Raw genomic sequence first — 23,404 nt, forward strand, 5'->3', positions numbered from 1 at the left:
TTGTCTCGGATGCGAGACGTCGTCGATCGCGGACAGGAGGTGGGCGCACGTGTCCAACGCCCCGGCCGCCGCCAACGCGCTCGACGTCCTGGAGCACCTCTCGCGCCACGCCGAGCCGCTGCCCGCGGCCTCGATCGCGCGTGACCTCGGCCTCCCCCGCAGCTCGGTCTACCACCTGCTCAAGGTGCTGCACGGGCGCGGCTACGTCACCCACTACGTCGAGGAGCGGCGCTTCGGACTGGGCCAGGCGGCCTACGAGCTCGGGTCGGCCTACCAGCGCCAGGCCCCCCTCGCCCGCGTGGCGCGGGCGGCGATGCGCCGGCTCGTCGACCAGTGCGGCCTCAACGCCCACTTCGCGACGCTCGACGGGCGCGACGTCATCTACCTCCTCGAGGAGCGCGCGCCGGGACAGCCGATGCTCGTCACGGACGTGGGCGTGCGCCTGCCCGCCCACCTCACGGCCAGCGGGCTCGCCATGCTGTCGGCGCTGCCCGCGACGCAGGTGCGCGCCCTCTACCCCGACCGCGCGTCGTTCGTGGAGCGCAGCGGCGGTGGTCCGCGGTCACTGGCCGACCTGCGTGGCGTCCTCGCGCGGACGCGCAGCGACGGCTACGCCCGCGAGGAGGGCACCGTCACGGCCGACCTGTCCTCGGTGGCCGTGCCCGTCCTCGACCGCGCGGGGCGGCCGCTCGCGGCCATCGCGCTGACGATGCGCACGGCCGACGCCACCCCGGAGCACGTGACCGAGCTCGTGGCGCGAGCGCGCCTCGCCGCCGACGACATCGCACGCCGCCTGAGCCCCAACGCGGCCGCCCTCCGTCGCTGATCCGCCTGACCCAAACCCGCTGGGAGTCGCCGTCTCCTAGGGTGCCGACATGGACGTCCACCTCATCGGCGGCGGCTGGGACGACTCCCTCGCCCCCACGCTCTACGGCGAGTTCGTCGAGGCCGCAGCGCGCTGTGCCGGCACCGCTCCACGCATCCTGCTCGTCGTGATGGGCACCGACGCGGAGTCCCTCGAGTACCACGAGAGGTACGTCCACACCCTCGGACTCGTCGGCGGGCACGAGCTCGTCGTCGAGCGGGTGCCCGAGGGCTCGCCGTTCGACGAGGCTGCGCTCGACGGGGTCGACGGGCTCTTCGTCGGCGGCGGCCCGACGCCGCAGTACCACGCGTCGCTCGCGGGCGCCTACGCCCGGATCCGCTCGCTGGTCGGCGGGGGTATGCCGTATGCCGGGTTCTCGGCGGGCGCGGCCATCGCGGGCTCCCATGCGGTCATCGGCGGCTGGCGCATCGACGGGGTCCCCGTCTGCCCGGAGGACAGCAACGAGGACCTCGACGCCGTGGCCGTGGTCGAGGGGATCGGCCTCGTGACCGGGGCTGTCGACGTGCACGCCGCCCAATGGGGCAACGTGTCGCGGGCCGTCGCGGTCGTCGCGGCACGTCTGGCGCCGAACGCCGTCGCCGTCGACGAGGGCACGAGACTCGGGCCCGCCGGGCGGGTCGCCGGCACCGGACGCGTGTGGCACGTCACCCCGGACACGTCGTCGGCGAGCGGGGTGCTCGTGCGCGCACAGGCGGCCGGTCAATAGGCTCGGCCCATGCGCGCCATCACCATCCCGGAGCCCGGAGACGCCGACAGCCTCGTCCTCGACGAGGTGCCCGACCCCGAGGCAGGGCCCGGGCAGGTGCTCATCGACGTCGTCGCCGCAGGGGTCAACCGCGCCGACGTCATGCAGCGGCTCGGGCACTACCCGCCACCTCCCGGCGCGTCGGACTACCCCGGCCTCGAGGTGAGTGGGCGCATCGCAGCGCTCGGCGACGGAGTCGAGGGCTGGCAGGTCGGCGACGAGGTGTGCGCCCTCATCGACGGTGGCGGCTACGCCGAGCGCGTCGTGGCGCCCGCCGACCAGCTGCTCCCCGTGCCGCAGGGCGTCTCGCTCGTCGACGCCGCGGGGCTGCCCGAGGTGACGTGCACGGTCTGGTCCAACGTCTTCCTCGTGGCCAACATCCAGCCCGGCCAGGTGCTCCTCGTCCACGGTGGCAGCTCGGGCATCGGGACCATGGCCATCCAGCTCGCCAAGGCGGTCGGCGCCCATGTCGCGGTCACCGCGGGCAGCCAGGCCAAGCTCGACGTGTGCCGCGAGCTGGGCGCCGAGTTCCTCGTCAACTACCGCGAGGAGGACTTCGTCGAGCGGGTGCGCGAGCTCACGAAGGGCCACGGCGCCGACGTCATCCTCGACAACATGGGCGCCAAGTACCTCGCCCGCAACGTCGAGGCCCTGGCCGTCAACGGGCGGCTCGTGACGATCGGGCTCATGGGCGGTCGCAAGGGAGAGCTCGACATGGGCATGCTGCTCGCCAAGCGCGCCGCCGTCATCGCGACGTCGCTGCGGGCTCGGCCCGCGACGGAGAAGGCGGCCATCGTCGCGGCCGTCCGCGAGCACGTGTGGCCGCTCATCGAGTCCGGCGCCGTGCGGCCCGTCATCCACTCGCGCCACCCGCTCGGGCACGCCGCCCAGGCGCACCGCGAGATGGAGGCCTCGGGCCACATCGGCAAGATCCTGCTCACCACCTGACCTCCCCATCGCACCGGGCAGCCTTGTCGCACGGGACGATCCGGCCGTGTCGGAATCGTCCGGTGACGTCGTGGGTACGACCGGCGTACCGTCGACCGATGGACCACTTCGGCGGGAAGCGGCCCCCGATCGCACGGGAGGTTCACGGTGTTCATCCAGGTCATCCAGGGTCGGTGCACTGACGCCGACGCGCTCCACCGGCAGATGGACCGGTGGCGCGAGGAGCTCGAGCCCGGAGCCAAGGGCTGGCTCGGCGGCACGTACGGCATCACCGACGACGGCGAGTTCGTCGGTGTCGTCCGCTTCGACTCGCGCGCCTCGGCCGAGGCCAACTCGGCGCGACCCGAGCAGGGCGCGTGGTGGGCGGAGGCGTCGCGCCTGTTCGACGGCGACGCGAGCTTCCACGACTGCGACGACGTGACGATGATGCTCGACGGCGGCAGCGACGAGGCCGGCTTCGTCCAGGTCATCCAGGGCCGGCTCAGCGACCCGGAGCGCTTCCGCCACATGATGGAGGGCCCGATGGACATGCTCCACGAGGCGCGCCCGGACATCATCGGCGGCACGATCGCGGTCGACGCCGACGGCTTCTTCACCCAGACCATGGCGTTCCGGACCGAAGCGGAGGCCCGCGAGGGCGAGCACAAGAGTCCACCGCCGGAGGCCCAGCAGGAGATGGACGAGATGATGGCGCTGATGAGCGACGTCAGCTACCACGACCTGCACCACCCGTGGTTCGCCACGGCCGGCGCGCACTGACCGCGCGTCCCTGCTGCCAGCCCCACGCACACTCGGTACAGATGTCCTCACCTGAGGAGATACCGGGTGTGCAGGGGTTGGCACGTGTCCGAGACGCGGTCCCACCTGACGCCGCGCGGAGCCAGTCACCCGGCATACGCCGTGATCCATGGGCTTCTGGCGCCCACCGGGGGGACGCACGGGCCCCGACCACGTGCGGCAGGATGGAACGCATGAGTGACGACGCGAGCCGACAGCAGCAGGCCACCGACAGCGACGAGCAGCGCATCGTCGTCGTGACGCCCGACGGCATGGGCGTCGCCGACCCGGCAGGCGACGACCAGCGCCCCGGGCACGAGGACGGCCAGGCCGAGCGGCGCCACGACGAGCCGCGGGAGCGCACCAACCCCGCCGACCTCGTCGAGGAGCCGGCCAAGGTCATGCGCATCGGGTCGATGATCAAGCAGCTGCTCGAGGAGGTGCGCAACGCCCCCCTCGACGAGGCCGGTCGCCGCCGTCTGGCCGACGTGCACCACCGCTCCATCGAGGAGCTCAAGGACGGCCTCGCGCCCGAGCTCGTCGCCGAGCTCGACCGGATCGCGCTCCCGTTCCGCGACGACTCCCCGAGCGACGCCGAGCTGCGCATCGCGCAGGCCCAGCTCGTCGGCTGGCTCGAGGGGCTCTTCCACGGCATCCAGACCGCGCTCGTCGCGCAGCAGATGGCGGCGCAGCAGCAGCTCCAGCAGATGCGCGCCCTGCCGCCCGGTCCCGGCGCGTCCTACGGCACGCCTCCCGGCATGCAGCCCGGCGAGCACCACCCGGGCGAGCCCGGTCCCACGGGCCAGTACCTCTAGGGCGGCGCGTCCCGTCCCGCCAGGCGGGTCGTATGCCGTGTGGTCGCGTCGGTCAGAGCCAGCTGGAGCGCTCGCGCTCGGTCGGCACCACACCGGGGTCCCACTGCGTGAACGGCTGCTCGAGCCTGTAGCGGAAGTCGGCCTGCCGCAGCAGGACCACGGGCTGGCCGTTCTCCGGGTTGTCGAGCGACTCGAAGTAGTCGACGCTCCAGTGGAACCACCGCATGCAGAAGAGGCGCATCGTCAGGCCGTGCGTCACGATGACGACGTTCCGGGGCGCCAACGGCGTCTCGAAGTTGCGGTGCATCGACTCGAGGAACGTCGAGACCCGGTCGTAGACGTCGGATCCCGACTCGCCCTGGGTGAAGCGGTAGAAGAAGTGGCCGTAGCGGTCGCGCAGCTCCTTCTGCTCGGCGATGTCGGCGGGGTCCTGGAAGTTGGCCCAGTCCTGCTCGCGCAGGCGTGGTTCGACCCGCACGTCGCGCTCCGCGACCGGCAGCCCGAGGGTCTCCAGCGTCTGCCGGGTGCGCACGTACGGCGACACGTAGACCTCGACCGACTCGCCGTCGAGCACCTCACGGATCGCGGCGCCCGTCTGCCTCGCCTGCTCGAATCCCTTGGGCGTCAAGCCGATCCGATGGTCCGGGACCCGTTCGTAGATCGTGTCATCGACGTTGCCCTCGGACTCGCCGTGCCGCACGAGGATGATCCGGTTCGGTCGGTGCTCGAGGCTCACCGCCCCAGACTACGGTTGCGACCTCGCGCCGCCCACGGCGCGACGAGCAGCACGAGCCACGCGAAGCCGACCGCGAAGCTCGCCACGAGGATGACCCCGCCGGCCCACGCACCGAGGAGGCGAGGGCCGAGGGCGAGCAGGACGGCATACCCCATCAGTGCCGTGACGACGATGGTCCTGCGACGAGCCGACCCCATGACTCCTCCTCGCTCCGGCGCGCTGGTGCGTCCATCGCAGCACGCTCACGTGAACGTGCGGTGCCGTCCCGGTGACACGTCCCGGTCCGGTTAGGGTGAGGCGATGCGACAGGTGGGGACCCTGCTGGCCCGCGACAGCCCCTGGCTGCGCCGTGGCTCGCACGTCCTCAAGTGGCTCGCCGTGCTCGCCGCCTGCTACCTCGGCGGAGTCGCCGCGACCAACCTCGCACCCACCGTCGCCGAGACGTCGCAGTACCGCGCCGTCCTGCGCCTCGACCCGGTGCCGCGTCACTCCCCGGTGCTGCACGCGCCGACCATCGTCGGCGACGTCGACGTCCAGTTCGCCTCTCCTCTGGTTGCACCCGGGCTCGACGTGCAGGTCGCGGTGCGCGAGGAGATCACCAACCTGTTCACCCGGCCCAACGTCGACATCAAGGCCCTGCAACCCTCACCCGACGAGATCTCCTCGGCCATCGCGCAGGCCGCGACGGGCGTCGGCGTCCGTTTCGTCCTCGGGGCGACGGCGATCGCCGTCCTGCTCGCCCTCGCCTCGCACTACATCCGGCAGCGCACCACGCGACGCCAGCACGTGCTCTTCGTCGCGTCGGCGATGGTCGTCGCCACGGCCGTCACCTTCGGCGGGATCGCCCTGACCTACCAGCCGAGCCGGTTCGCGGAGTACCGCACGAGCGGCGTGCTGGGCGTCGTCCAGCGCAACGCCGGGCTGCTCGCCGACGTCGAGGCGCGCGCGACGCAGGTCACCCCCTACTTCCGCAACCTGCTCGCCGTGACGCAGGCGCTCCAGCAGAAGTACGTCGCCGGCAACCTCAACGAGCCGGTGTCCGCGCGCTTCCTGCTCGTCTCCGACATCCACGGCGCCAACCAGTACGCCCTGATGCGCACGATCATCGCGGAGGAGGACATCGACGCCGTCATCGACAGCGGTGACCTCCTCAACTTCGGCCGGGTGCAGGAGGGCGACGCCGCCGGCCTCTACCGCTCGATCCAGTCCCTGGGCGTGCCCTACATCTTCACGAGCGGCAACCACGACCAGTCGTCCGCGACCGACCGGGCGGTCGTCGCCCGCCTCGGCCGCATCCCGAACGTCGTGCTCCTCGAGGACGCTGCAGGGTCACTGCGCGAGCTGACCTTCCACGGCCTGCGGATCACCGGCTTCAACGACCCGCGCTGGTTCGGCGACGACAACGCCGACCCGACCGCCAAGGCCAAGCCTGCGGCCGACCGCTACAACGCGGCCACCGCCGACCAGCCGGAGCCCGACCTCGTCGTGACCCACGAGCCGTATGCCGCCGAGCAGGTCGACCGGGCACGTCTGCTCGTCAACGGGCACATGCACACTCCGGCGATCGAGGGCAACCGGATCCAGGTCGGCACCTTCACCGGTGGTGGCGTCGTGTCGCACTACGCCGAGGGGACTGGCCAGGAGCTCGACGGGCAGCCGTACGCCTTCGACGTCGCCCAGTTCGGCACGTCGTGCGAGCTGACCTCGCTGACCCGCTACTCGTTCCGCAACCTGCTCGAGGGACGCCCGGCCTACGACAGCGTCCAGGTCATCAGCGGCGCCCGCATCGACCCCTACCGACCGTCGGCGACGCCCGCGCAGCAGCCGGGTCAGGCCCAGCCCGACCCTTCCAAGCGCATCTGCAGCCGCATCGACGAGACGACGGTGCGGACGCTGCCGCTGCCGCCAGACGACGCGGCCTCGCCCGGCACCACGACCCCGACGACACCGACGACCCCGGCCGTCACCCCTTGAGGTCGGGGAACTGGTCGTCGCGCCACTCGTTCTCCGGCTGGCCCGCGCCGGCCGCGTCGAGCTCGTTCTCGCGGCCCCGCAGCTCGACCCGGCGGATCTTGCCCGAGATGGTCTTGGGCAGCTCGTAGAACTCGATGCGCCGGACCCGCTGCCACGGCGCGAGCTTCTCGCGGGCGTGGGCGAGGATCGAGCGGGCTACGTCCTCGCCCGGCTTGTGGCCCGGGGCGAGCGCGATGTAGGCCTTGGGGACTGCCAGGCGCACCGGGTCGGGCGCCGGCACGACGGCGGCCTCGGCGACGGCCGGGTGCTCGATGAGGACGGACTCGACCTCGAACGGGCTGATCTTGTAGTCGCTCGCCTTGAAGACGTCATCGGTGCGACCGACGAAGGAGATGTAGCCGTCGGCGTCGACGGAGGCCACGTCACCCGTGTGGTAGAAACCGCCGGCCATCGCGTCGGCATTGCGCTGCTCGTCGCCCTGGTAGCCGGTCATGAGCGGCACCGGATGCTGTGAGAGGTCGAGGCAGATCTCGCCCTCGCGGCTGCCCTCCGAGTCCGCTTGCGTGACCAGGGCGTTCGTGACCGGGTCGACGACGACGACCGGGCAGCCCGGGAGCGGGCGCCCCATCGAACCGGGCTTGACGGTGGAGCCCGGAGTGTTGCCGACGGCCGCCGTCATCTCGGTCTGGCCGTAGCCGTCGCGGATCGTCAGGCCCCAGGCCCTCTCGACCTGCGCGATCACCTCGGGGTTGAGCGGCTCGCCCGCGCCGATGACCTCGCGCAGCGACCCGGGGCCGGCCGACAGGTCGCTGTTGATGAGCATGCGCCACACGGTCGGAGGGGCGCAGATCGAGGTGACCTCGTGGGTGTGCAGCACCCGCAGCAGCGCTGCCGGGTCGAAGCGGCTGTAGTTGTAGACGAACGCGGTCGCCTCGGCCGCCCACGGCGCGAAGAACGACGACCACGCGTGCTTGGCCCAGCCGGGGCTGCTGATGTTGAGGTGGACGTCTCCGGGCTGCAGGCCGATCCAGTACATCGTCGACAGGTGCCCGACGGGGTAGGAGCGCTGGGTGTGCTCGACCAGCTTGGGCCGGCTCGTCGTGCCCGACGTGAAGTAGAGGAGCATCCGGTCGTCCGGTCCCGTGCCCGGGTGCTCGGTCGGGGGGACGTCGAGGTCGTAGGCCGCCTCGTGGCGCTCCCAGCCGTCGGTGGCGGTTCCGGCAGGGTCGGTGCCACCGACGTTGCCACCGACGTTGCCACCGACGTTGCCACCGACGGCGACGCGGACGTAGTCACCCGGGACGTCGTCGAACTTGTGCACCTCTGAGGCGTTGGTGATGACGGCGCGGGCCACGCCGCGCTCCATGCGGTCGACGAGGTCGCCGGGGCCGACGGCCGTCGTCGTCGGCATGACGACGGCGCCCATCTTGATGACGGCGAGCATCGACTCCCAGAGCTCGACCTGGTTGCCGAGCATGAGGACGACGGAGTCGCCGCGCCGCACTCCCATGGCGGTCAGGCGTGCCGCCACCTGGTCGGAGCGCCGGGCCATCTCGTCGTAGGACCAGGAGTGCGACGACTCGTCCTGCTCGACGATCGTCAGGCAGGACCGGTCGTTGCCGCGGGCCACGGCATCGAACCAGTCGACACCCCAGTTCCAGCGGTCCCCGACGTCCGGGAAGGTGAACTCCCGGACCGCGCGGGCGTGGTCACCACGCAGGGCGAGGAGCTGGTCACGGGCGGCTCGGTAGGTCGCGGTCACCCCGGCTTCGTCGACAGGTGAGGTCATGCTCCGACGATGCCACACCGGGCTGCGGCCGGACGGAGGACTGCGAGGTCAGAGCGGCTGGTCGCTCCCGTCGCCGAGGTCACGCGGGCGCCGCCGCTCCTCGGCGAGCTCGGGTAGCTGACGCGGGACCGGCCGCGTGTGGTCGGAGTGGCCCTCCTCGCCCGCCGCGAAGGCTGGGTCGGAGCCGGGCTCGTCGGGGATGCCGCGGCCATGCGTCCGGCGGCGGAGGTCGTCCTCGTCGATGAGGCGGTTGATCAGCTGCTGCACCTCGTTGCTGCGCGGGATGTTCGAGAGGTTCTCGTCGGGGCTGTCGCCCGCCGACTCGATGTGCAGCGAGCCGGAGCGGATGATCCGGTCGAGGACCGTCTGCTGGAAGCTCACGTCGGTGATCTTCGAGAGGGTGATGTCCTTGCCGTTCTTCGTCAGGATCCCGCGGCGCACCATGACGCGGTGCGAGGTGATGACGTAGTGGGTCGTGCGCCAGCGCAGGTAGGGCACGACGACCGCCGGGATCGCGAAGACGACGAGGACCGCGACGGCGATCCACTGGATCCGGTTGCCGGTCTCGTCGTCCGGGGTGACGACGGCGACGGCGATGCAGGCAGCGGCCAGCAGCAGGCCGAAGATCGTCGGGACCACGACGGTGAGCCAGTGCGGGTGCAGGTCGCGTTCGACCTTCTCACCCTTGGCCAGCACGTTCTCCGGGAAGCCCACGGTCATCCTCCTGTCGTCACGGCCCGGGTGGACCACGAGTACCCGTTCAGCCTAGGCGCTCGGATGGCCTTCATCACCGCGCGACGGGCCGCGGGACCGCGGGCGGGTCACGCACCCAGGACGCGGGCCTTCTGCTGCGCCAGCTCCTCGTCGGTGAGGATGCCCTGCCCGTGCAGTGCAGCCAGGCGCTCGAGAGCCGACAGCACGTCGTCGGTCCCGGAGGCAGCGGCGGCGGGCGTCGCGGGCGCCCCAGCCGGGGGTGTCGGCGGCGCCTGCGCGGCCATGGCGTCGGCGACGGCTGCCTGGGTGGCCGCGGCCTGGGCCTCGGCCTGCTGTTGCTGGCGGTAGGCCTCCGCGTCCGCAGCCTGCTGCGCCTTGGCCTGCTGACCCTGGTGCGCCCTGTTGCTGACGGCGCTGGCGGTTCCAGCGACGACCGCGGTGCGGGCAGCCAGACCCATGAGACCGGGCCGACCCCGACGTCCCCTCATGACGTCTCCTCCTTCGACTCGATCGCGGCGAGCGCCAGCTCGATGTCCTCACGGGGCAGTCGCTCCATGACGAGCAGCTGGCCGTCGAGCGCGCGCACCTCGGCAGCGATGTCGGCAGCCCACACGTTCTCCCAGGCGATGACGATGACCGACGTGCCGGGGTCCATCTCGGCCGCGATGGTGAGCGCATCCTCCTCCCCGACGAGGTCGGGCATGACCGTCGGGAAGCCGAGCAGCTCCTCGGCACCCTCCGGCGACTCGGCGTCGAACATCCGCACGCTGCCGTCGTCCTCCTTGCGGACGAGCAGCACGTCCAGCACCCGCACGGCTCCTCGGTCCACGGCCCGCGCGACCGCGTCGCGGATGCCCTCCTGCCGCAGCTCTCCGCGGAAGCCGATGACCGCCAGGTCCACTGGTCCGATCGGCCCTGTCGTCGCAGTCGACATGGAGCTCCCTCCCGGGATCGTGGCGGCCCCGTGACCGGTGCCGCTCGCCCTATGCTCCGGCGATCGACGGGCCCGGACATCACCCCGGTGGGGTGACGGACGAGGACGGGGTGGCGAGACGACGGGACGCGCGGTCCTGACCCTCGCGGCTTCGGCGCGCGGGGTCGGCTGCCCGCCCCTAATGTCCGACATGGGACGTGTGACACGGGGCACATCGTGGTCGCCGGGCGACGCCCCGAGCGGTTGCAGTGCTCAGCGTCAGCAAGCCTTCCACCCACAAAGGAGTGTGTCGTGAAGAGCAGGTCCCTCATGCCGTCCACCCGCCGCCGAGCTCTCGGTGCCGGACTGTCCACCCTCATCGGGCTCGGCGCCGCCCTCGCGCTCGGCGCCCCCGCCGTCGCAGCCGGCACCACCTACGTCGCCCTCGGCGACTCCTACTCGTCCGGCACCGGGACCCGGACCTACATCAACGACGGCACCTCGTGCCAGCGCTCGGTCTACGCCTACCCCTCGCTCGACGCCTCGGCGCTCGGCCTGTCCCTGAACTTCCGCGCCTGCTCCGGGGCCACGGTCGCCGACGTCACGAACACCCAGCTCTCGGCACTGTCGAGCACGACGGCATACGCCACGATCTCGGTGGGGGGCAACGACGCCGGTTTCGCCAGTGTGCTGACGACGTGCGCGCAGCCGAGCTGGGCGAGCAACTGCAACGGCGCCATCGACACGGCGCAGAGCACGATCAACAACACCATCCCCGGCCGTCTCGCGACGCTCTTCTCGTCCATCCGCGCCAAGGCGCCCAACGCCCGGGTCATCGTCGTCGGCTACCCGCGCATCTTCAACGGCGAGGACTGCAACGCGTTCACGTGGTTCTCGCCCACCGAGGAGTCGCGCCTCAACGCGACCGCGGACCTGCTCAACACGAGGACCGCGACGGCCGCGTCCAACGCCGGCTTCACGTTCGTCAACCCGACGTCCAAGTTCGTCGGGCACGCCGTCTGCGACAACGTCGAGTGGCTCAACGGCCTGTCCAGCCCGGTCAGCGAGAGCTACCACCCCAACGTCACCGGTCACCGCGACGGCTACGCCGTCCTGACCAAGCCGGCGTTCGGGCTCGCCCTCAAGCTCTCCGCGGCCAGGGCCGAGGCCAAGGCGGTCGCGTCCGCCGACGCGCTGGCCCGCGACGCGAGGCGGTATGCCGCGATCGACCGCACCATCGCACCGGAGCGGTTCGTCGCTCCCGACCTCACGACCCCCGCCGTCCGGGCCGCCGCGGCACGGGCCGGGGTCGACCTGAGCAGCCGGGCGAGCATCGACGCCGCCGACCGGCTCTGGTCGGCCCGTCAGGACGCCGCGCGCCGCTGACACCCGGTGGGAGAGCGTGCCCACCCGACGTCCCACGACGTCGGGTGGGCACGTCCCCACGGTCGCCTAGGGTGACCCCGTGCGCTACGACGACATCATCATCGGGGCCGGTCACAACGGCCTGACAGCCGCCGCCTACCTCGCCAGGGCCGGGCGCCGGGTGCTCGTGCTCGAGCGCGCGGACCACGTGGGTGGGGCCGCCGTCTCGGCCCGCGCGTTCGCGGGTGTGGACGCGCGGCTGTCGCGCTACTCCTACCTCGTGTCGCTGCTGCCGCGACAGGTCCTCACCGACCTCGACCTCGACCTGCGTCTCATCCGCCGGCGGTTCTCCTCCTACACGCCGGTCCCGTCGGACCCTGACCACGGGCTGCTCGTCGACAACGCCGACGTGGCCGCGACCCGGGCGGCGTTCCGCGCGTTGACCGGCGGCGACGAGGCGTATGCCGGGTGGACCGACTTCTACGCCCGCATGGCCGGCGTGGCCGAGCGGGTCTTCCCGACGGTCCTCGAGCCGCTGCGCTCGCGCGACGACGTGCGCTCCCTCTCGGGCGACGCCGCACTCTTCGACGCCCTGACGACGCGTCCTCTCGGCGAGCTCATCGAGTCGGTCACGAGCGATGACACACTGCGCGGCATCATCGCCACCGATGCGCTCATCGGCACCTTCGCGTCCCTCGGCGAGACCGACCTGCGCCAGAACGTCTGCTTCCTCTACCACCTCATCGGTGGTGGCACCGGCGACTGGGACGTGCCCGTCGGCGGCATGGGCGCCCTGACGGACTCCCTTGCGGCAGCAGCGGTCTCGGCTGGGGCGACGATCCTCACGGGTGCCGAGGTCACGTCGGTCGACCCGTCCACGGGCGAGGTCTCCTGGTCCGGCGGGAGCGCGGGCAGCGGCAGCGCCACCGGCGCCACCCTCGTCGCGGGCTGCGCCCCGGCCGTGCTCAACAAGCTGCTCGCGCACGCCGGTGCCGAGCCCGTCGACACCGAGCCCGACGTCGAGGGCGCCCAGCTCAAGGTCAACATGCTGCTGACGCGCCTCCCCCGCCTGCGCGACGCGTCCGTCGACCCGGCGGCCGCCTTCGCCGGCACCTTCCACATCAACGAGGGCTACGCACAGCTCGAGCAGACGTATGCCGCGGCGGCCGACGGGCGCATCCCCGACCTGCCGCCGTGCGAGATCTACTGCCACACCCTCTCGGACCGCTCGATCCTCGGGCCAGACCTGGCGTCGAGCGACGCACAGACGCTGACCCTGTTCGGGCTGCACCTGCCGGCACGCCTCTTCCGTGCGGACAACGAGACGGCGACCCAGGAGGCGCTCGCCGCCACCCTGCGCTCGCTCGACTCGGTGCTCGGCGAGCCGATCGAGTCGGTGCTGGCCCGCGACGCCGACGGCAACCCGTGCGTCGAGGTCAAGAGTCCCGTCGACCTCGAGCAGGCGGTCGGCCTGCCGGGTGGCAACATCTTCCACCGCTCGCTGCAGTGGCCCTGGGCCGAGCGGGACTCCGAGGTGGGCACCTGGGGCGTCGAGACGGCATACGACAACGTGCTGCTCGGCGGTGCCGGGGCGCGACGCGGTGGTGGCGTCAGCGCGATCCCGGGCCACAACGCGGCCCGGGCGATCCTCGGCTGACGCGGCCTACGCGGTCCAGACGCCCGAGCTGCCGCGACGGTGGCTGCCCAGCAGGTGCGTGTCGACGATGCCGACGGCCTCCATCAACGCATACATCGTCGTGGGGCCGACAAAGGCAAAACCTCGTCTGCGCAACGCCTTCGACAACGCCTTGCTCTCGTCGGACACCGTGGGCACGTCCGAGTGGTCGGTCGGGCGCGGCGTGTCGGCAGGCTGGAAGGACCACACGAAGTCGACGAGACCGCCGTCCTCGCGCAGCGCGATCGTGGCCCGGGCGTTGGTGATCGTGGCCTGGATCTTGCCGCGGTGGCGGATGATGCCGGCGTCACCGAGGAGGCGCTCGACGTCGGCATCGGTGAAGGTCGCGACGACGTCGGGGTCGAAGTCGGCGAACGCGGCCCGGAAGTTCGCACGCTTGCGCAGGATCGTCGCCCACGACAGCCCGGCCTGGAAGCCCTCGAGGCAGATCCGCTCGTAGAGTCCCCGCTCGTCGCGGATCGGCATGCCCCACTCGGTGTCGTAGTAGTCCATGAGCAGCGGGTCCACCGAGGCCCAGCTGGGGCGGGCGAGCCCGTCAGCGCCGACGACCGTCATGCGCCGACCCTAGAACACACCGACGACACCCTCCGCGACAGGATGAGGTCGTGACGCCGGACCCGTATGCCGGACTCGACCTCGAGTCGCTCGACCTGCGAGCGCAGCCCGAGCTCTATCGCGTCGGCCGCGGCGAGCAGGGCGTGCTGCGCGTGCAGCCGTACAAGGACGAGCTCCTGCCCCTGTGGCGCTTCCGCACGCCTGAGGTCGCCCGCGAGAGCGTGGCAGCCCTCCGGGAGAGGTTCGACGACTACCTGGCGGCCGGCGACCTCGTCGGTGCGGACATGGCGCGCAAGTTCCTCCAGATGGGTTACACCCGCGCCCGTCGCTACGCCAACCACGCCGGCGGGCGGAAGTACGACGGACCCGTCCCCGCCGACCAGCGCGGTCGCAGCGGCGCCCACGGCCGTCGCGAGCTGCCCCGGGGACCGGAGGACGCCGACAAGGCCGAGTCCGCCCGGATCTTCAAGGACGCCTGGGACGCGGTCGAGGAGGTCAGCGCCTACACCGACTGGCGGTCGGAACACCGGTCCCGGCACGGCTGACCGTCACCGGCGGGGAGACGACGGGACGGAGAGTGCGATGACGAGCTCGCGCACCACGGTCGGGTCGCCGAGCCGGTCGCCGAAGAGCTCGCGCACCTGCCCCATCCGGTAGCGCACGGTCTGGGCGTGCACGTGCAGCTCGGCGGCGACTGCGTCACGGCGGCCCTGGTGCAGCAGCCACGAGAGGAGCGTCTCGGCGAGCCGGTCCTGCGTGGCCGGTGGCAGGTCGGCGAGGGGCGCGAGCACGCGGTCGCGCAGGTCGGCGAGCGCCTCGGGGTCCGCGGTGAGCACGAGGTCGGCCAGGTGGCGCTCCGTGTCCACCGGTGCGCCGGTGCGCGACGGGCTGGCCAGGGTCGCGGCGCGCGCGGCACGGTCGCAGGACGAGCGCGCGTCGGCCCAGGGACGGGGCGGTCCCACGACGGCGTGCCGGCCCGTCAGCACCCGCAGGAGGTGGACGCGGCCGGGCCCGTCGGCATCGGGCACGAGCAGGAGCGTCAGCGGGTGGCCGGGGTCGGCCTCGACGATGCCGTCGAGGTCCTCGCCGACCTGGAGGGTGTCGGCGCCGAGCGAGGCCAGGGCCCGCCGTGCCTCGGCAGCCGGAAGCAGCACTGCGGTGAGCGTGTCCGGCAGCGCCCACTCGGCCTGCGCCGCGGCAGCGGTCAGCACCTCGGTGCTCGCGCCCGCGAGCAGGTGCTGGCCGAGACGTTCGCGATAGCGCTCCCGGACCCGTCCGCTCGTGGTCAGCTCGTCGGTGTGGCCGGCCACGCTGGCCGCCGACAGCTCGTCGATGTAGGCGAAGAGGAGCTCGGCGAACTTCGCCATCGTCGTCGCCGGCAACCCCGCCTCGGCCGCAGACCGGGCCAGCTCACGCCAGGACACCCGGGCACCGACGCGGTATGCCGCGAGCAGGCTGTCCATCGAGCGCCCCCCTCGCGCCTCGCCGCGGCCCAGGGCATAGGCCCCCTCCCGCGTCGGGCCGAGCGGGGTGCTGGGGTCGACGTCGCGTCCCCCGCTCGCGAGCTTGAGGAAGCCCGCGATGGCCATCTGCACGGCGCGGTGGATCGTGGCGCCCGCCGCCCCGCCGAGGGCGCCCCGGTAGTCCGGGACCTCGTCGACGACGGCCGTCACCGTGGTCGTCGCGATGGCCGGGAGCCGCTCGCGCAGGGCCCGCAGGACCGCATCGTCGAGCTGCAGGTCGGCGGCGCCGAGCGCTGTGGCGCTCGCGGTGTCCTTGACCATCGACTGTTCCCTCCGAACAAGAGTTCCCCCGAACTCCACGCCGTACGGTCAGGATCTTACCCTCGGTCGCCAGTCATGCTGGAGGCATGAGCCTGACCGGACTCTCGAAGATCTCGAGCCCCTCACCCCGAGCCACCCGCCCCACCCTGCGCGGACGCCTCCTCCAGCTCGCCGAGCGCGCGACCTCACCGCTGCTGCCCGCGGACTACCTCGACCTCTTCGACCCGCTGCGTCCGGGCGCCGACCTGCGCGGGCGCATCGTCGAGGTCCACCCCGAGACCGCCGACGCGGCCACCATCGTCATCCGCCCCGGCGCCGACTGGGCCGGCCACGTGCCCGGTCAGTACGTCCGCATCGGCGTCGACGTCGACGGCGTCCGCCAGTGGCGTGCCTACTCCCTGACCCACGGACCGCGCGCCGACGGCAACATCTCCATCACGGTGAAGGCCGTGCCCGACGGGCTCGTCAGCACCCACCTCGTGCGCGAGTCGCAGCCCGGCACCCTCGTGCACCTCGAGCAGGCCCAGGGCGAGTTCGTCCTGCCCACCGACGGTGGCAGGTTCCTCTTCGTCACTGCCGGCTCCGGCGTCACGCCCGTCATCGGGATGCTGCGCAACCTCTTCCCCGTCGCGGACTCGGGCGTCGTGCGCCTGCCTCGCGCGGCGGCATACGACATCGTCGTCGTGCACGTCGCCCCGAGCGAGCCCCACTCGATCTTCCTCGACAACCTCCGCGCGCTCGACGCCGCCGGGCTCATCCGGCTCGTCGCGCGCTACGACGACGAGCACGGCGTGCTCGACGTCGACGACCTGGACACCCTCGTCCCCGACCTGCACGAGCGGACCACCCTCGCCTGCGGGCCCGGCGGGCTGCTCGACGCCCTCCAGCGCCACCACGACGCGCGTGGGCTCGGGCTGCTGACCGAGCAGTTCCGCGCCAGCACCCTCGTCGTCGGCGAGGGCGGCACCGTCGACTTCGCCGGCTCCGGTGCGAGCGTCGAGGCCGACGGCTCGACCCCCATCCTCGACGCCGCCGAGGCGGCCGGCGTGCTCATGCCGTCGGGGTGCCGCATGGGCATCTGCTTCGGGTGCGTGCTGCCGCTGCGTGAGGGCGCCGTCCGCGACCTGCGCACCGGCGAGGTCACGAGGGCGACACCCGGCGAGACCGAGGGCCAGGGCGTCCCGATCCAGACGTGCATCTCCGCCGCCGCCGGAGCCTGCGTCATCGACCACTGACCGCGTCCGCGCCGTCACCCCCACAGACCACACGACCTCCGAACCAGAGGAGTCACCATGACCGTCCTGCAGAAGAAGACCCACAACCCGATCGGCCACCTGACGGCCGAGGACATCGAGCAGATCGGCGTCGAGCTCGACGCCATCCGGCGGTCCGTCATCGACACCCGCGGCGCCGACGACGCGGCCTACATCCGCAAGGTCATCGCGACCGCGCGCAAGCTCGAGCTCGGCTCGCGCGCAGTCCTGCTCGTCTCGATGTTCCCGCCCGCCTGGGTCGTCGGCACGGCGGGCCTCGCCGTCGCGAAGATCATCGAGAACATGGAGATCGGGCACAACGTCATGCACGGCCAGTGGGACTGGATGCGTGACCCGAAGATCCACTCGACGACGTGGGAGTGGGACAACGCCAGCCCGTCGGAGCAGTGGAAGCACTCGCACAACGAGCTGCACCACACCTACACGAACGTTATCGGCAAGGACAACGACCTCGGCTACGGCATCATGCGCGTCGACGAGGACCAGCGCTGGGTGCCGCTCTACGCCGCGCAGCCGCTGTGGAACTTCGTCAACGCCTGCTTCTTCGAGTACGGCATCGCGGCCTACGACCTCGAGCTCGGCAAGAACCTCTCCACCAAGGAGCGCCGCCAGGACCCCGAGTTCCGGGCGCGCGCCAAGGTCACCCTGAAGAAGATCCGCAACCAGATGACCAAGGACTACGTCATCCACCCGTTGCTGTCGGGTCCCTCGTTCCTCAACACCCTCGCGGCCAACGCCACGGCCAACCTCATCCGCAACCTGTGGACGCACTCGGTCATCATGTGCGGCCACTTCCCCGAGGGCGTCGAGACCTTCGAGCGCCGGTCGATCGTCGGCGAGACCCGCGGCGAGTGGTACCTGCGCCAGATGCTCGGCTCGGCCAACATCAGCGGCAGCAAGGCCATGCACTTCATGACCGGCAACCTCAGCTTCCAGATCGAGCACCACCTCTTCCCCGACCTGCCGAGCAACCGCTACCAGGAGATCGCACCGCAGGTGCAGGACCTCTTCCGCAGGTACGGCCTGACCTACACGACAGGCTCGCTCCCGCGTCAGGTCGCCTCGGCGTGGAAGAAGGTCTTCCGCCTGTCGCTGCCCAACGGTGCCCTGCGGCGCGGTCGCGGTGCCACCGTCACCGACCTGCCGTCGACCGCGCCCGAGCGGGAGCACGCCGCGGCCTGAGGCCGACCGCCCCTCCCCGGAACATTTCTCCTCGACGCGGCAGAAACCCTGTCATGAAACAAGGGTCCGCTCGTCTACAGGGTGAAGGGACGCCCCCGGGCGTCCTGGCAACAGCCTCGGGTGTTCGTGGAGGGGTACCCCAGGCTGGCCCGTCGGGGACGGGCAGCACCGAACAGAGCCCCCGCTCACCCACCCGAGCGGGGGCTCTGTGCTGCCCGCCCGAGCGGCCCGATCCCGTATGCCGTGCCTGCGCGTGCGTGCGTGCCGGGTCGCGCCGTCCGGGCGGGTAAGGATGGGTCATGCCAGACTCCACGCGCCCGCGGACACCGGACGACACGATCGGCGCCCGGGACCTCACGGCCTGGCACACCCGCTTCGGACAGTGGCTCGTCGGCGTCTTCGCGGGGCTGGCCAGGGTCTCGCGCCCGGCGGCCCGGCGGCTCGCCTCGTGGTCGTCGGCGCACCTGGCCTTCGTCGTCTTCGCCGTCGTTGCGCTCGTCGTCATGGCTGCCCTCGTCGAGGGGGTCGAGACCCTCTACGAGGGAGTCGTCGGGCGCGACGGGCTCACCGTCGTCGACCAGCCCGTCCTCGACACCGCGATCACGATGCGCTCCCCCGGTCTCGACTCGGCAGTCACGACGTTCACCGACATCGGCGGCCCGGTCGGCATGCCGATCCTCGCGCTCGTCGCCGTCGGCATCATCACGTGGCGGCGGCGCCGCTGGACGCCGATCGTGCTCACGGTCATCGCCGCCGTCGGGTCGCTCGCCATGACGATCGTCGGCAAGGACTTCGTCGACCGCGCACGCCCGCCGGCTGCCCTGGCCGTGCCGCCCCTCGAGGTGTCGGCGTCGTTCCCGAGCGGTCACACCCTCAACGCGACGGTCCTGACCACCGTCATCGTCTACCTCGTCCTCATCGAGACCACCGCGGCCTGGCAACGCACCCTGGCCATCACGCTCGGGACGCTCTTCGTCCTCGGCATGGGCCTCTCGCGCGTGTTCCTCGGCCACCACTGGCTGACCGACGTGCTCGCCGGTTGGCTCATCGGTCTCGCCTGGGCCCTGGCCGTCATCACCGCGCACCGCCTGTGGCTCACCCTCCGCGAACGACCGGCGACCTCGGCCTCGCCCGACGGCATACCCCAGGAGGGCGCAGCCTCCTAGGATCGATCGGGTGAAGCCGGCGATCATCCTCGTGTCCGAGACCCGCAGCGAGGAGCTCCTCGACGAGTTCGGGCGCTATGCCCGCGACTACGAGCTTCCGACCGCGACCTCGGCCCACGACGCCAAGCTGGCCGCCAAGCGCATCGTCGCCGACGGCGGCCAGGTCGCGATGTTCGTCACCGAGTCGAGGCTTCCCGACGCCGACGTGCACGAGGCGTTCCACTGGTGGCGCCAGACCGTGCCGACGGCCCGCCGCGTCATCGCCGCCCACGTGTCGACGTTCCGCGAGGACGCCGAGCGCCTCCGGGGTGGCATGGCCAAGGGGAAGTACGACGCCTACCTCCTCATGCCGCGCGGCGCCCGCGACGAGGAGTTCCACTCGGCGATCTGCGAGCTGCTCTCCGACTGGGGCTCGACCGTCGCCGAGCCCGAGGTCGTCGCCGTCGCGATCATCTCGCCCGTCGAGGACGCGCTGACGCTGAGCATCCGCGACTACCTCGACCGGATGGGCCTGCCCAACCGCGTCTACACGCCGGAGAGCGAGAAGGGCCAGCACGTCCTGCAGCTCGTGGCCGCGGAGGGTGGCGAGCCGGAGTTCCCCCTCTTCATGGACCTCAACAAGCGGGTCGGCAGCGCCCGGAGCGTGCGTGACGTCGCCTCACGCATCTACGGCCGGCCCGCCGACATCGACGTCGAGCGCGTCGTGGACGTGGCGATCGTCGGTGCCGGACCCGCTGGTCTCGCGGCCGCGGTGTACGCGTCTTCCGAGGGGCTGAGCACCGTCGTGATCGAGGCGGAGGCCGTTGGTGGACAGGCAGGCACGTCGTCGATGATTCGCAACTACCTCGGCTTCCCGCGAGGCATCAGCGGTATGCGACTGGCCCAGCGGGCGCGCAACCAGGCCATCCGCTTCGGCACGCAGTTCTTCTCCGGCTGGCCCGTCACGTCACTGGTGCCCGGCGAGGTGGGCGCGGACGGCGCCCTTGCGCCGCACCGCCTCTGCACCGAGGGGGGCGACCTGCTCGCCAGAGCCGTCGTCGTGTCGGCCGGGGTGAAGTACCGCCGGCTCGACGCCCCGGGCATCGAGCGGCTCGTCGGGCTGGGCGTCCACTACGGGAGCGCCATGACGGCGGCCCGCGAGATGGAGGGCAACGACGTCATGGTGGTCGGTGGCGGCAACTCGGCCGGCCAGGCTGCCATCCACCTGGCCCGCTTCGCCCGGCACGTGACGATCCTCGTGCGCCGCGAGTCGCTCGCCGAGACGATGTCCGACTACCTCATCGGCGAGATCGGCTACAACCCGCGGATCAGCGTGCAGGGCTGCTCCGAGGTCGTCGAGGGCAGCGCCGGTGACGACGGACGGCTCGGGTCGGTCACGGTCCGCGACACCCGCGACGGCAGCGAGACCCGGCGCGACTGCCGCGGCCTGTTCCTGCTCATCGGAGCAGCACCCCACTGCGACTGGCTGCCCGACGACGTCGCTCGCGACGCCCGGGGCTTCGTCCTGACCGGCCGCGACGTGCCTCCGGGCCGCTGGCGTGGCGGGCTGCCGCCCGAGAGCCTCGAGACCACGGTTCCCGGAGTCTTCGCGGCTGGTGACATCCGGGCGGGGTCGATGAAGCGGGTGGCCTCCGCGAGCGGTGAGGGTGCCTCGGTCGTTCCGCTCGTGCACGCGTGGCTCGACCCGACCCGCTGACGGGGGCGTGGGCGAACTGAGCACTCGACGTCGTGGGGCGTTGGGCAGGACAGCCGGCTCGACGGGGTCAGAGGCGGATGAGCTGTCCGTCGCGGAACGAGTAGCGGTAGGCCGTCGTCGTGGCAGCAGGCAGGTTGGCCGGGTGGGACGCGTGGTGGCGGTGCGGGGGTGGCGCGGTCTGGCTCGCCGTGCGCACGGGCGTCAGGCCACCGGCGACGCCTGCCGCGTGGGCCTGGCCCGCACCGGGGGCCGCGGTGCCGACGAAGGCGACGGCGACAGCGGCGCCGGCGGCACCGAGGCCACGACGCAGCGTCGAGCGGAGGGTCGAGGGGGCGTGGCCGGGGCGAGCTGTCGTGTCCATGGCTCCACCGTCGTGCGGGCGCCTGTGGGGCGTCTGTGCCTCAGGGGTGCGTTGGGCATGCATGAACGGCTGGCGCGAATGCCTTGCGGCGCAGTGCTGCTCAGCCAAGCAGCGCCTGCTCCATCTCGTCCGCGACGGCCCGGGACACGGCGTCGCCCTCGGCGCGCAGGCCCGCGATCGCGCCCGCACGGTCGGCGTCGGACCGGTTCTGGCTCAGCTTCGCCTTGCCCGCGACCGACGCGACGGCGACCTCGATGCCGACGATGGCGCGCAACCTGCCCCGGACGTACTTCGGCGGCGCATCGCTGACGGCCCAAGGCTGCCCACGGTCTGCCTCGTGCCGCTCGGTGAGCCTCGTGACCACGTCGAGCACCCAGTCCGGGTCGTCGTGGACCGTGACGGCGCCGCGCAGCTGCACCTCGCTGTAGTTCCACGTCGGCACCACACGCCCGTGCTCGGCCTTGCTCGCGTACCAGCCCGGAGAGACGTAGGCGTCGGCGCCACTGACGACGACGAGCCCCGGGGAGCCGGGCGCGATGCGGGTCCAGTGGTCGTTGGCGCGGGCGAGATGTCCGATGACCCGGTCACCGTCGACGATGACCGGCAGCAGGGTCGAGTCCGGCAGCCCGTCGGGTCCGACGGTCACGAGGTGCGCAGCCGCGTGCGCGGTGAGGAAGGCCGTGACGTCGGGGTCCGCCATGACGTTCGCCTTGGGCACGTACATGCCTCGATGGTCGCACGCCCTGGAGTGCCAGTCCCCGGACCTCCCCATGACACCGCAACACACCGAGCACGAGCCAAACCTGACGGTTGCAGCCGCAGGAGCTGGCGGGTTCTCGGTGTGTTGCGGAGGGGGTCGGGCGGGGTTCAGCTGTGCCGGTGCGGGGCCCGGCGAGGCGCCGCCGTCCACGGGCGGGGGCTGCCGACGTGCGGGGCGACCGGCAGGTGCTGCTCGGTCGTGGCCTGGCGCTCGGCTGTGGGGTCGAGCCGTTCGGCGAGGCTGCGCAGCAGGAGCGCTGCCCGGACGTGCCGGCGGGTGCGGCCGGTCTGCCTGGGCACGTGGTGCCGTGCTGCGACGCGCTCGTCGATGCGGTCGCGGGCGATCGCCTCCTGCAGGCTGAGGCTCAGGGTGCTCATGCGAGGCTCACCTGCGCCCGCTTGACGCGGATGTCGCCGCTGCCGGAGTGGACGACGAGGCGAGCCTGGGCCTCGGCGTCACCGGGTCCCGACGTCTCCTCGAGGTCGATGTCGACGTCTCCGGTGACGGTGTTGAGGTCGAGGTAGGCCGCGACGCCGTGGGCCACGGCGATCGTGACGTCACCCGTGCCGGTCCTGGCCCGGACCTCGCCGCCGTGCACGCCGTCGAGGATGACGTCGCCGGTCCCGGTCGTGAGCTCGAGGTCACCGGTCGAGGCGCCGATCCGCAGGTCGCCGGACCCCGTCTTGGCCTTGACGGCCGCGTCGGAGCGGCGGAGCGCGATGTCGCCGCTTCCCGAGACGAGGTCGAGGCGACCGCCGCCGGTGCCGACGGTGATGTCGCCCGAGCCGGTCTTGGCGTCGAGGTCACCACTCGCCGACTGGAGGGAGATGTCGCCGGACCCCGACTTCAGCCGGGCGGAGCCGACCTCGTGGAAGACGAGGTCGCCGGCACCGGTGGTGACGTGGACGTCGCCGAGCAGTCCCGTGGCGGCGACGTCGCCGGCGCCGGTCTTGGCGTCGACCGTGCTCGAGGCCGGCAGCTCGACCTCGACGTCGACGGAGCCCTTGGTGCCGAGGGAGAAGAAGCTGTCGCGCAGCTTGGGAGCGATGACCGCGACGTCGTTGCCGTGAGCCTCGACGGTGAACTTCTCGGCCATCTCGGCGCCGGACTTGCCGTGCGGGTGCAGGCGGACCGTCGTGGCGCTGCCGGAGCCGACCGTGAGGGTCAGGTCGCCGACGAGCAGCTCGGCCTTGAGGTTGATGGGACCCGTCGTGTCGAAGCGGGTCTCGAGGGTGGTGCCCATGGGATGTCCCCTTTGTCTCGGTGGT

25 protein-coding genes are annotated in these 23,404 nt (G+C 72.0%); 13 read left to right on the top strand and 12 right to left on the bottom strand.

The window, feature by feature from the left end:
• Nucleotides 1–49 precede the first annotated feature (49 nt).
• The 5 genes from ABD831_RS02695 to ABD831_RS02715 all read left to right on the top strand — a co-directional run bounded on the left by ABD831_RS02695 (nt 50) and on the right by ABD831_RS02715 (nt 4,171).
• Complete coding sequence (locus tag ABD831_RS02695) at nt 50–826, top strand: IclR family transcriptional regulator (protein WP_344941125.1); 777 nt, start codon at nt 50–52, stop codon at nt 824–826.
• A 49-nt stretch (nt 827–875) separates the two neighbouring features.
• Nucleotides 876–1,592 (top strand): Type 1 glutamine amidotransferase-like domain-containing protein, encoded by a 717-nt coding sequence (locus ABD831_RS02700; protein ID WP_344941128.1) that lies wholly within the window; start codon nt 876–878, stop codon nt 1,590–1,592.
• A gap of 9 nt (nt 1,593–1,601) precedes the next feature.
• Complete coding sequence (locus tag ABD831_RS02705; protein WP_344941131.1) at nt 1,602–2,579, top strand: NAD(P)H-quinone oxidoreductase; 978 nt, start codon at nt 1,602–1,604, stop codon at nt 2,577–2,579.
• Between the two features lie 147 nt (nt 2,580–2,726).
• A complete protein-coding gene (locus ABD831_RS02710; RefSeq protein ID WP_344941134.1) occupies nt 2,727–3,338 on the top strand; it encodes a hypothetical protein in 612 nt (203 codons plus the stop codon).
• A 212-nt stretch (nt 3,339–3,550) separates the two neighbouring features.
• On the top strand, nt 3,551–4,171 hold the full coding sequence (locus ABD831_RS02715) for a bacterial proteasome activator family protein (RefSeq protein ID WP_344941137.1): 621 nt from the start codon (nt 3,551–3,553) through the stop codon (nt 4,169–4,171).
• A 52-nt stretch (nt 4,172–4,223) separates the two neighbouring features.
• On the opposite strand, the gene ABD831_RS02720 is transcribed toward ABD831_RS02715, so the two are convergent.
• Both ABD831_RS02720 and ABD831_RS02725 read right to left on the bottom strand, forming a co-directional pair.
• On the bottom strand, nt 4,224–4,907 hold the full coding sequence (locus ABD831_RS02720) for a histidine phosphatase family protein (RefSeq protein ID WP_344941140.1): 684 nt from the start codon (nt 4,905–4,907) through the stop codon (nt 4,224–4,226).
• Complete coding sequence (locus ABD831_RS02725; RefSeq protein WP_344941143.1) at nt 4,904–5,104, bottom strand: hypothetical protein; 201 nt, start codon at nt 5,102–5,104, stop codon at nt 4,904–4,906. The genes ABD831_RS02720 and ABD831_RS02725 overlap by 4 nt, the downstream gene beginning before the upstream one ends.
• A gap of 103 nt (nt 5,105–5,207) precedes the next feature.
• On the opposite strand from ABD831_RS02725, the gene ABD831_RS02730 reads away from it, so the two are divergent.
• Nucleotides 5,208–6,881, top strand: coding sequence for a metallophosphoesterase family protein (locus ABD831_RS02730; RefSeq protein ID WP_344941146.1), 1,674 nt, complete (start codon nt 5,208–5,210; stop codon nt 6,879–6,881).
• Here the strand turns inward: ABD831_RS02730 and ABD831_RS02735 are convergent.
• From ABD831_RS02735 to ABD831_RS02750, 4 genes are all read right to left on the bottom strand, one after another.
• Complete coding sequence (locus ABD831_RS02735; protein ID WP_344941149.1) at nt 6,871–8,670, bottom strand: AMP-binding protein; 1,800 nt, start codon at nt 8,668–8,670, stop codon at nt 6,871–6,873. The two genes, ABD831_RS02730 and ABD831_RS02735, sit on opposite strands and share 11 nt — an antisense overlap.
• Before the next feature lie 48 nt (nt 8,671–8,718).
• Nucleotides 8,719–9,390 (bottom strand): PH domain-containing protein, encoded by a 672-nt coding sequence (locus tag ABD831_RS02740; protein WP_344941151.1) that lies wholly within the window; start codon nt 9,388–9,390, stop codon nt 8,719–8,721.
• Between the two features lie 101 nt (nt 9,391–9,491).
• A complete protein-coding gene (locus ABD831_RS02745) occupies nt 9,492–9,872 on the bottom strand; it encodes an SHOCT domain-containing protein (protein ID WP_344941154.1) in 381 nt (126 codons plus the stop codon).
• Entirely contained in the window at nt 9,869–10,318 is a 450-nt protein-coding gene (locus ABD831_RS02750; RefSeq protein WP_344941157.1) for a DUF6325 family protein, read from the bottom strand. Before ABD831_RS02750 ends, ABD831_RS02745 begins: the two co-directional genes overlap by 4 nt.
• Nucleotides 10,319–10,609: 291 nt before the next feature.
• On the opposite strand from ABD831_RS02750, the gene ABD831_RS02755 reads away from it, so the two are divergent.
• A complete protein-coding gene (locus ABD831_RS02755) occupies nt 10,610–11,683 on the top strand; it encodes an SGNH/GDSL hydrolase family protein (RefSeq protein WP_344941159.1) in 1,074 nt (357 codons plus the stop codon).
• Between the two features lie 79 nt (nt 11,684–11,762).
• Complete coding sequence (locus tag ABD831_RS02760; protein WP_344941162.1) at nt 11,763–13,319, top strand: phytoene desaturase family protein; 1,557 nt, start codon at nt 11,763–11,765, stop codon at nt 13,317–13,319.
• Between the two features lie 6 nt (nt 13,320–13,325).
• Here ABD831_RS02760 and ABD831_RS02765 read toward each other — a convergent pair whose 3' ends face one another.
• Nucleotides 13,326–13,913, bottom strand: coding sequence for a DNA-3-methyladenine glycosylase I (locus ABD831_RS02765; RefSeq protein ID WP_344941164.1), 588 nt, complete (start codon nt 13,911–13,913; stop codon nt 13,326–13,328).
• Nucleotides 13,914–13,963: 50 nt separating this feature from the next.
• Between ABD831_RS02765 and ABD831_RS02770 the strand changes: the two genes are divergently transcribed.
• A complete protein-coding gene (locus ABD831_RS02770) occupies nt 13,964–14,458 on the top strand; it encodes a DUF4385 domain-containing protein (protein WP_344941167.1) in 495 nt (164 codons plus the stop codon).
• Nucleotides 14,459–14,461: 3 nt separating this feature from the next.
• On the opposite strand, the gene ABD831_RS02775 is transcribed toward ABD831_RS02770, so the two are convergent.
• Nucleotides 14,462–15,697, bottom strand: coding sequence for a PucR-like N-terminal domain-containing protein (locus ABD831_RS02775; RefSeq protein ID WP_344941169.1), 1,236 nt, complete (start codon nt 15,695–15,697; stop codon nt 14,462–14,464).
• Between the two features lie 86 nt (nt 15,698–15,783).
• On the opposite strand from ABD831_RS02775, the gene ABD831_RS02780 reads away from it, so the two are divergent.
• The 4 genes from ABD831_RS02780 (at nt 15,784) to ABD831_RS02795 (ending at nt 21,015) form a co-directional block, all read left to right on the top strand.
• A complete protein-coding gene (locus tag ABD831_RS02780) occupies nt 15,784–16,932 on the top strand; it encodes a ferredoxin reductase (RefSeq protein ID WP_344941172.1) in 1,149 nt (382 codons plus the stop codon).
• 57 nt (nt 16,933–16,989) lie between these two features.
• Nucleotides 16,990–18,153 carry a fatty acid desaturase family protein gene (locus ABD831_RS02785; protein WP_344941174.1) on the top strand — a complete coding sequence of 388 codons (1,164 nt, stop codon included), beginning with the start codon at nt 16,990–16,992 and terminating at the stop codon, nt 18,151–18,153.
• A 299-nt stretch (nt 18,154–18,452) separates the two neighbouring features.
• A complete protein-coding gene (locus tag ABD831_RS02790; RefSeq protein ID WP_344941177.1) occupies nt 18,453–19,319 on the top strand; it encodes a phosphatase PAP2 family protein in 867 nt (288 codons plus the stop codon).
• Between the two features lie 10 nt (nt 19,320–19,329).
• Nucleotides 19,330–21,015, top strand: a complete 1,686-nt coding sequence (locus tag ABD831_RS02795) for an NAD(P)/FAD-dependent oxidoreductase (RefSeq protein WP_344941180.1) — start codon at nt 19,330–19,332, stop codon at nt 21,013–21,015.
• A gap of 67 nt (nt 21,016–21,082) precedes the next feature.
• On the opposite strand, the gene ABD831_RS02800 is transcribed toward ABD831_RS02795, so the two are convergent.
• From ABD831_RS02800 to ABD831_RS02815, 4 genes are all read right to left on the bottom strand, one after another.
• On the bottom strand, nt 21,083–21,376 hold the full coding sequence (locus tag ABD831_RS02800) for a hypothetical protein (protein ID WP_344941182.1): 294 nt from the start codon (nt 21,374–21,376) through the stop codon (nt 21,083–21,085).
• Between the two features lie 100 nt (nt 21,377–21,476).
• Nucleotides 21,477–22,100 (bottom strand): FMN-binding negative transcriptional regulator, encoded by a 624-nt coding sequence (locus tag ABD831_RS02805; RefSeq protein ID WP_344941185.1) that lies wholly within the window; start codon nt 22,098–22,100, stop codon nt 21,477–21,479.
• Nucleotides 22,101–22,243: 143 nt separating this feature from the next.
• The gene (locus ABD831_RS02810) at nt 22,244–22,513 is read right to left on the bottom strand and encodes a hypothetical protein (RefSeq protein WP_344941188.1); all 270 of its coding nucleotides are present in this window, start codon (nt 22,511–22,513) and stop codon (nt 22,244–22,246) included.
• On the bottom strand, nt 22,510–23,379 hold the full coding sequence (locus ABD831_RS02815; protein WP_344941191.1) for a DUF4097 family beta strand repeat-containing protein: 870 nt from the start codon (nt 23,377–23,379) through the stop codon (nt 22,510–22,512). The genes ABD831_RS02810 and ABD831_RS02815 overlap by 4 nt, the downstream gene beginning before the upstream one ends.
• Nucleotides 23,380–23,404: the final 25 nt, after the last annotated feature.

It is taken from the genome of Terrabacter ginsenosidimutans, from assembly GCF_039539425.1.
Taxonomy (GTDB): Bacteria; Actinomycetota; Actinomycetes; order Actinomycetales; family Dermatophilaceae; genus Terrabacter; species Terrabacter ginsenosidimutans.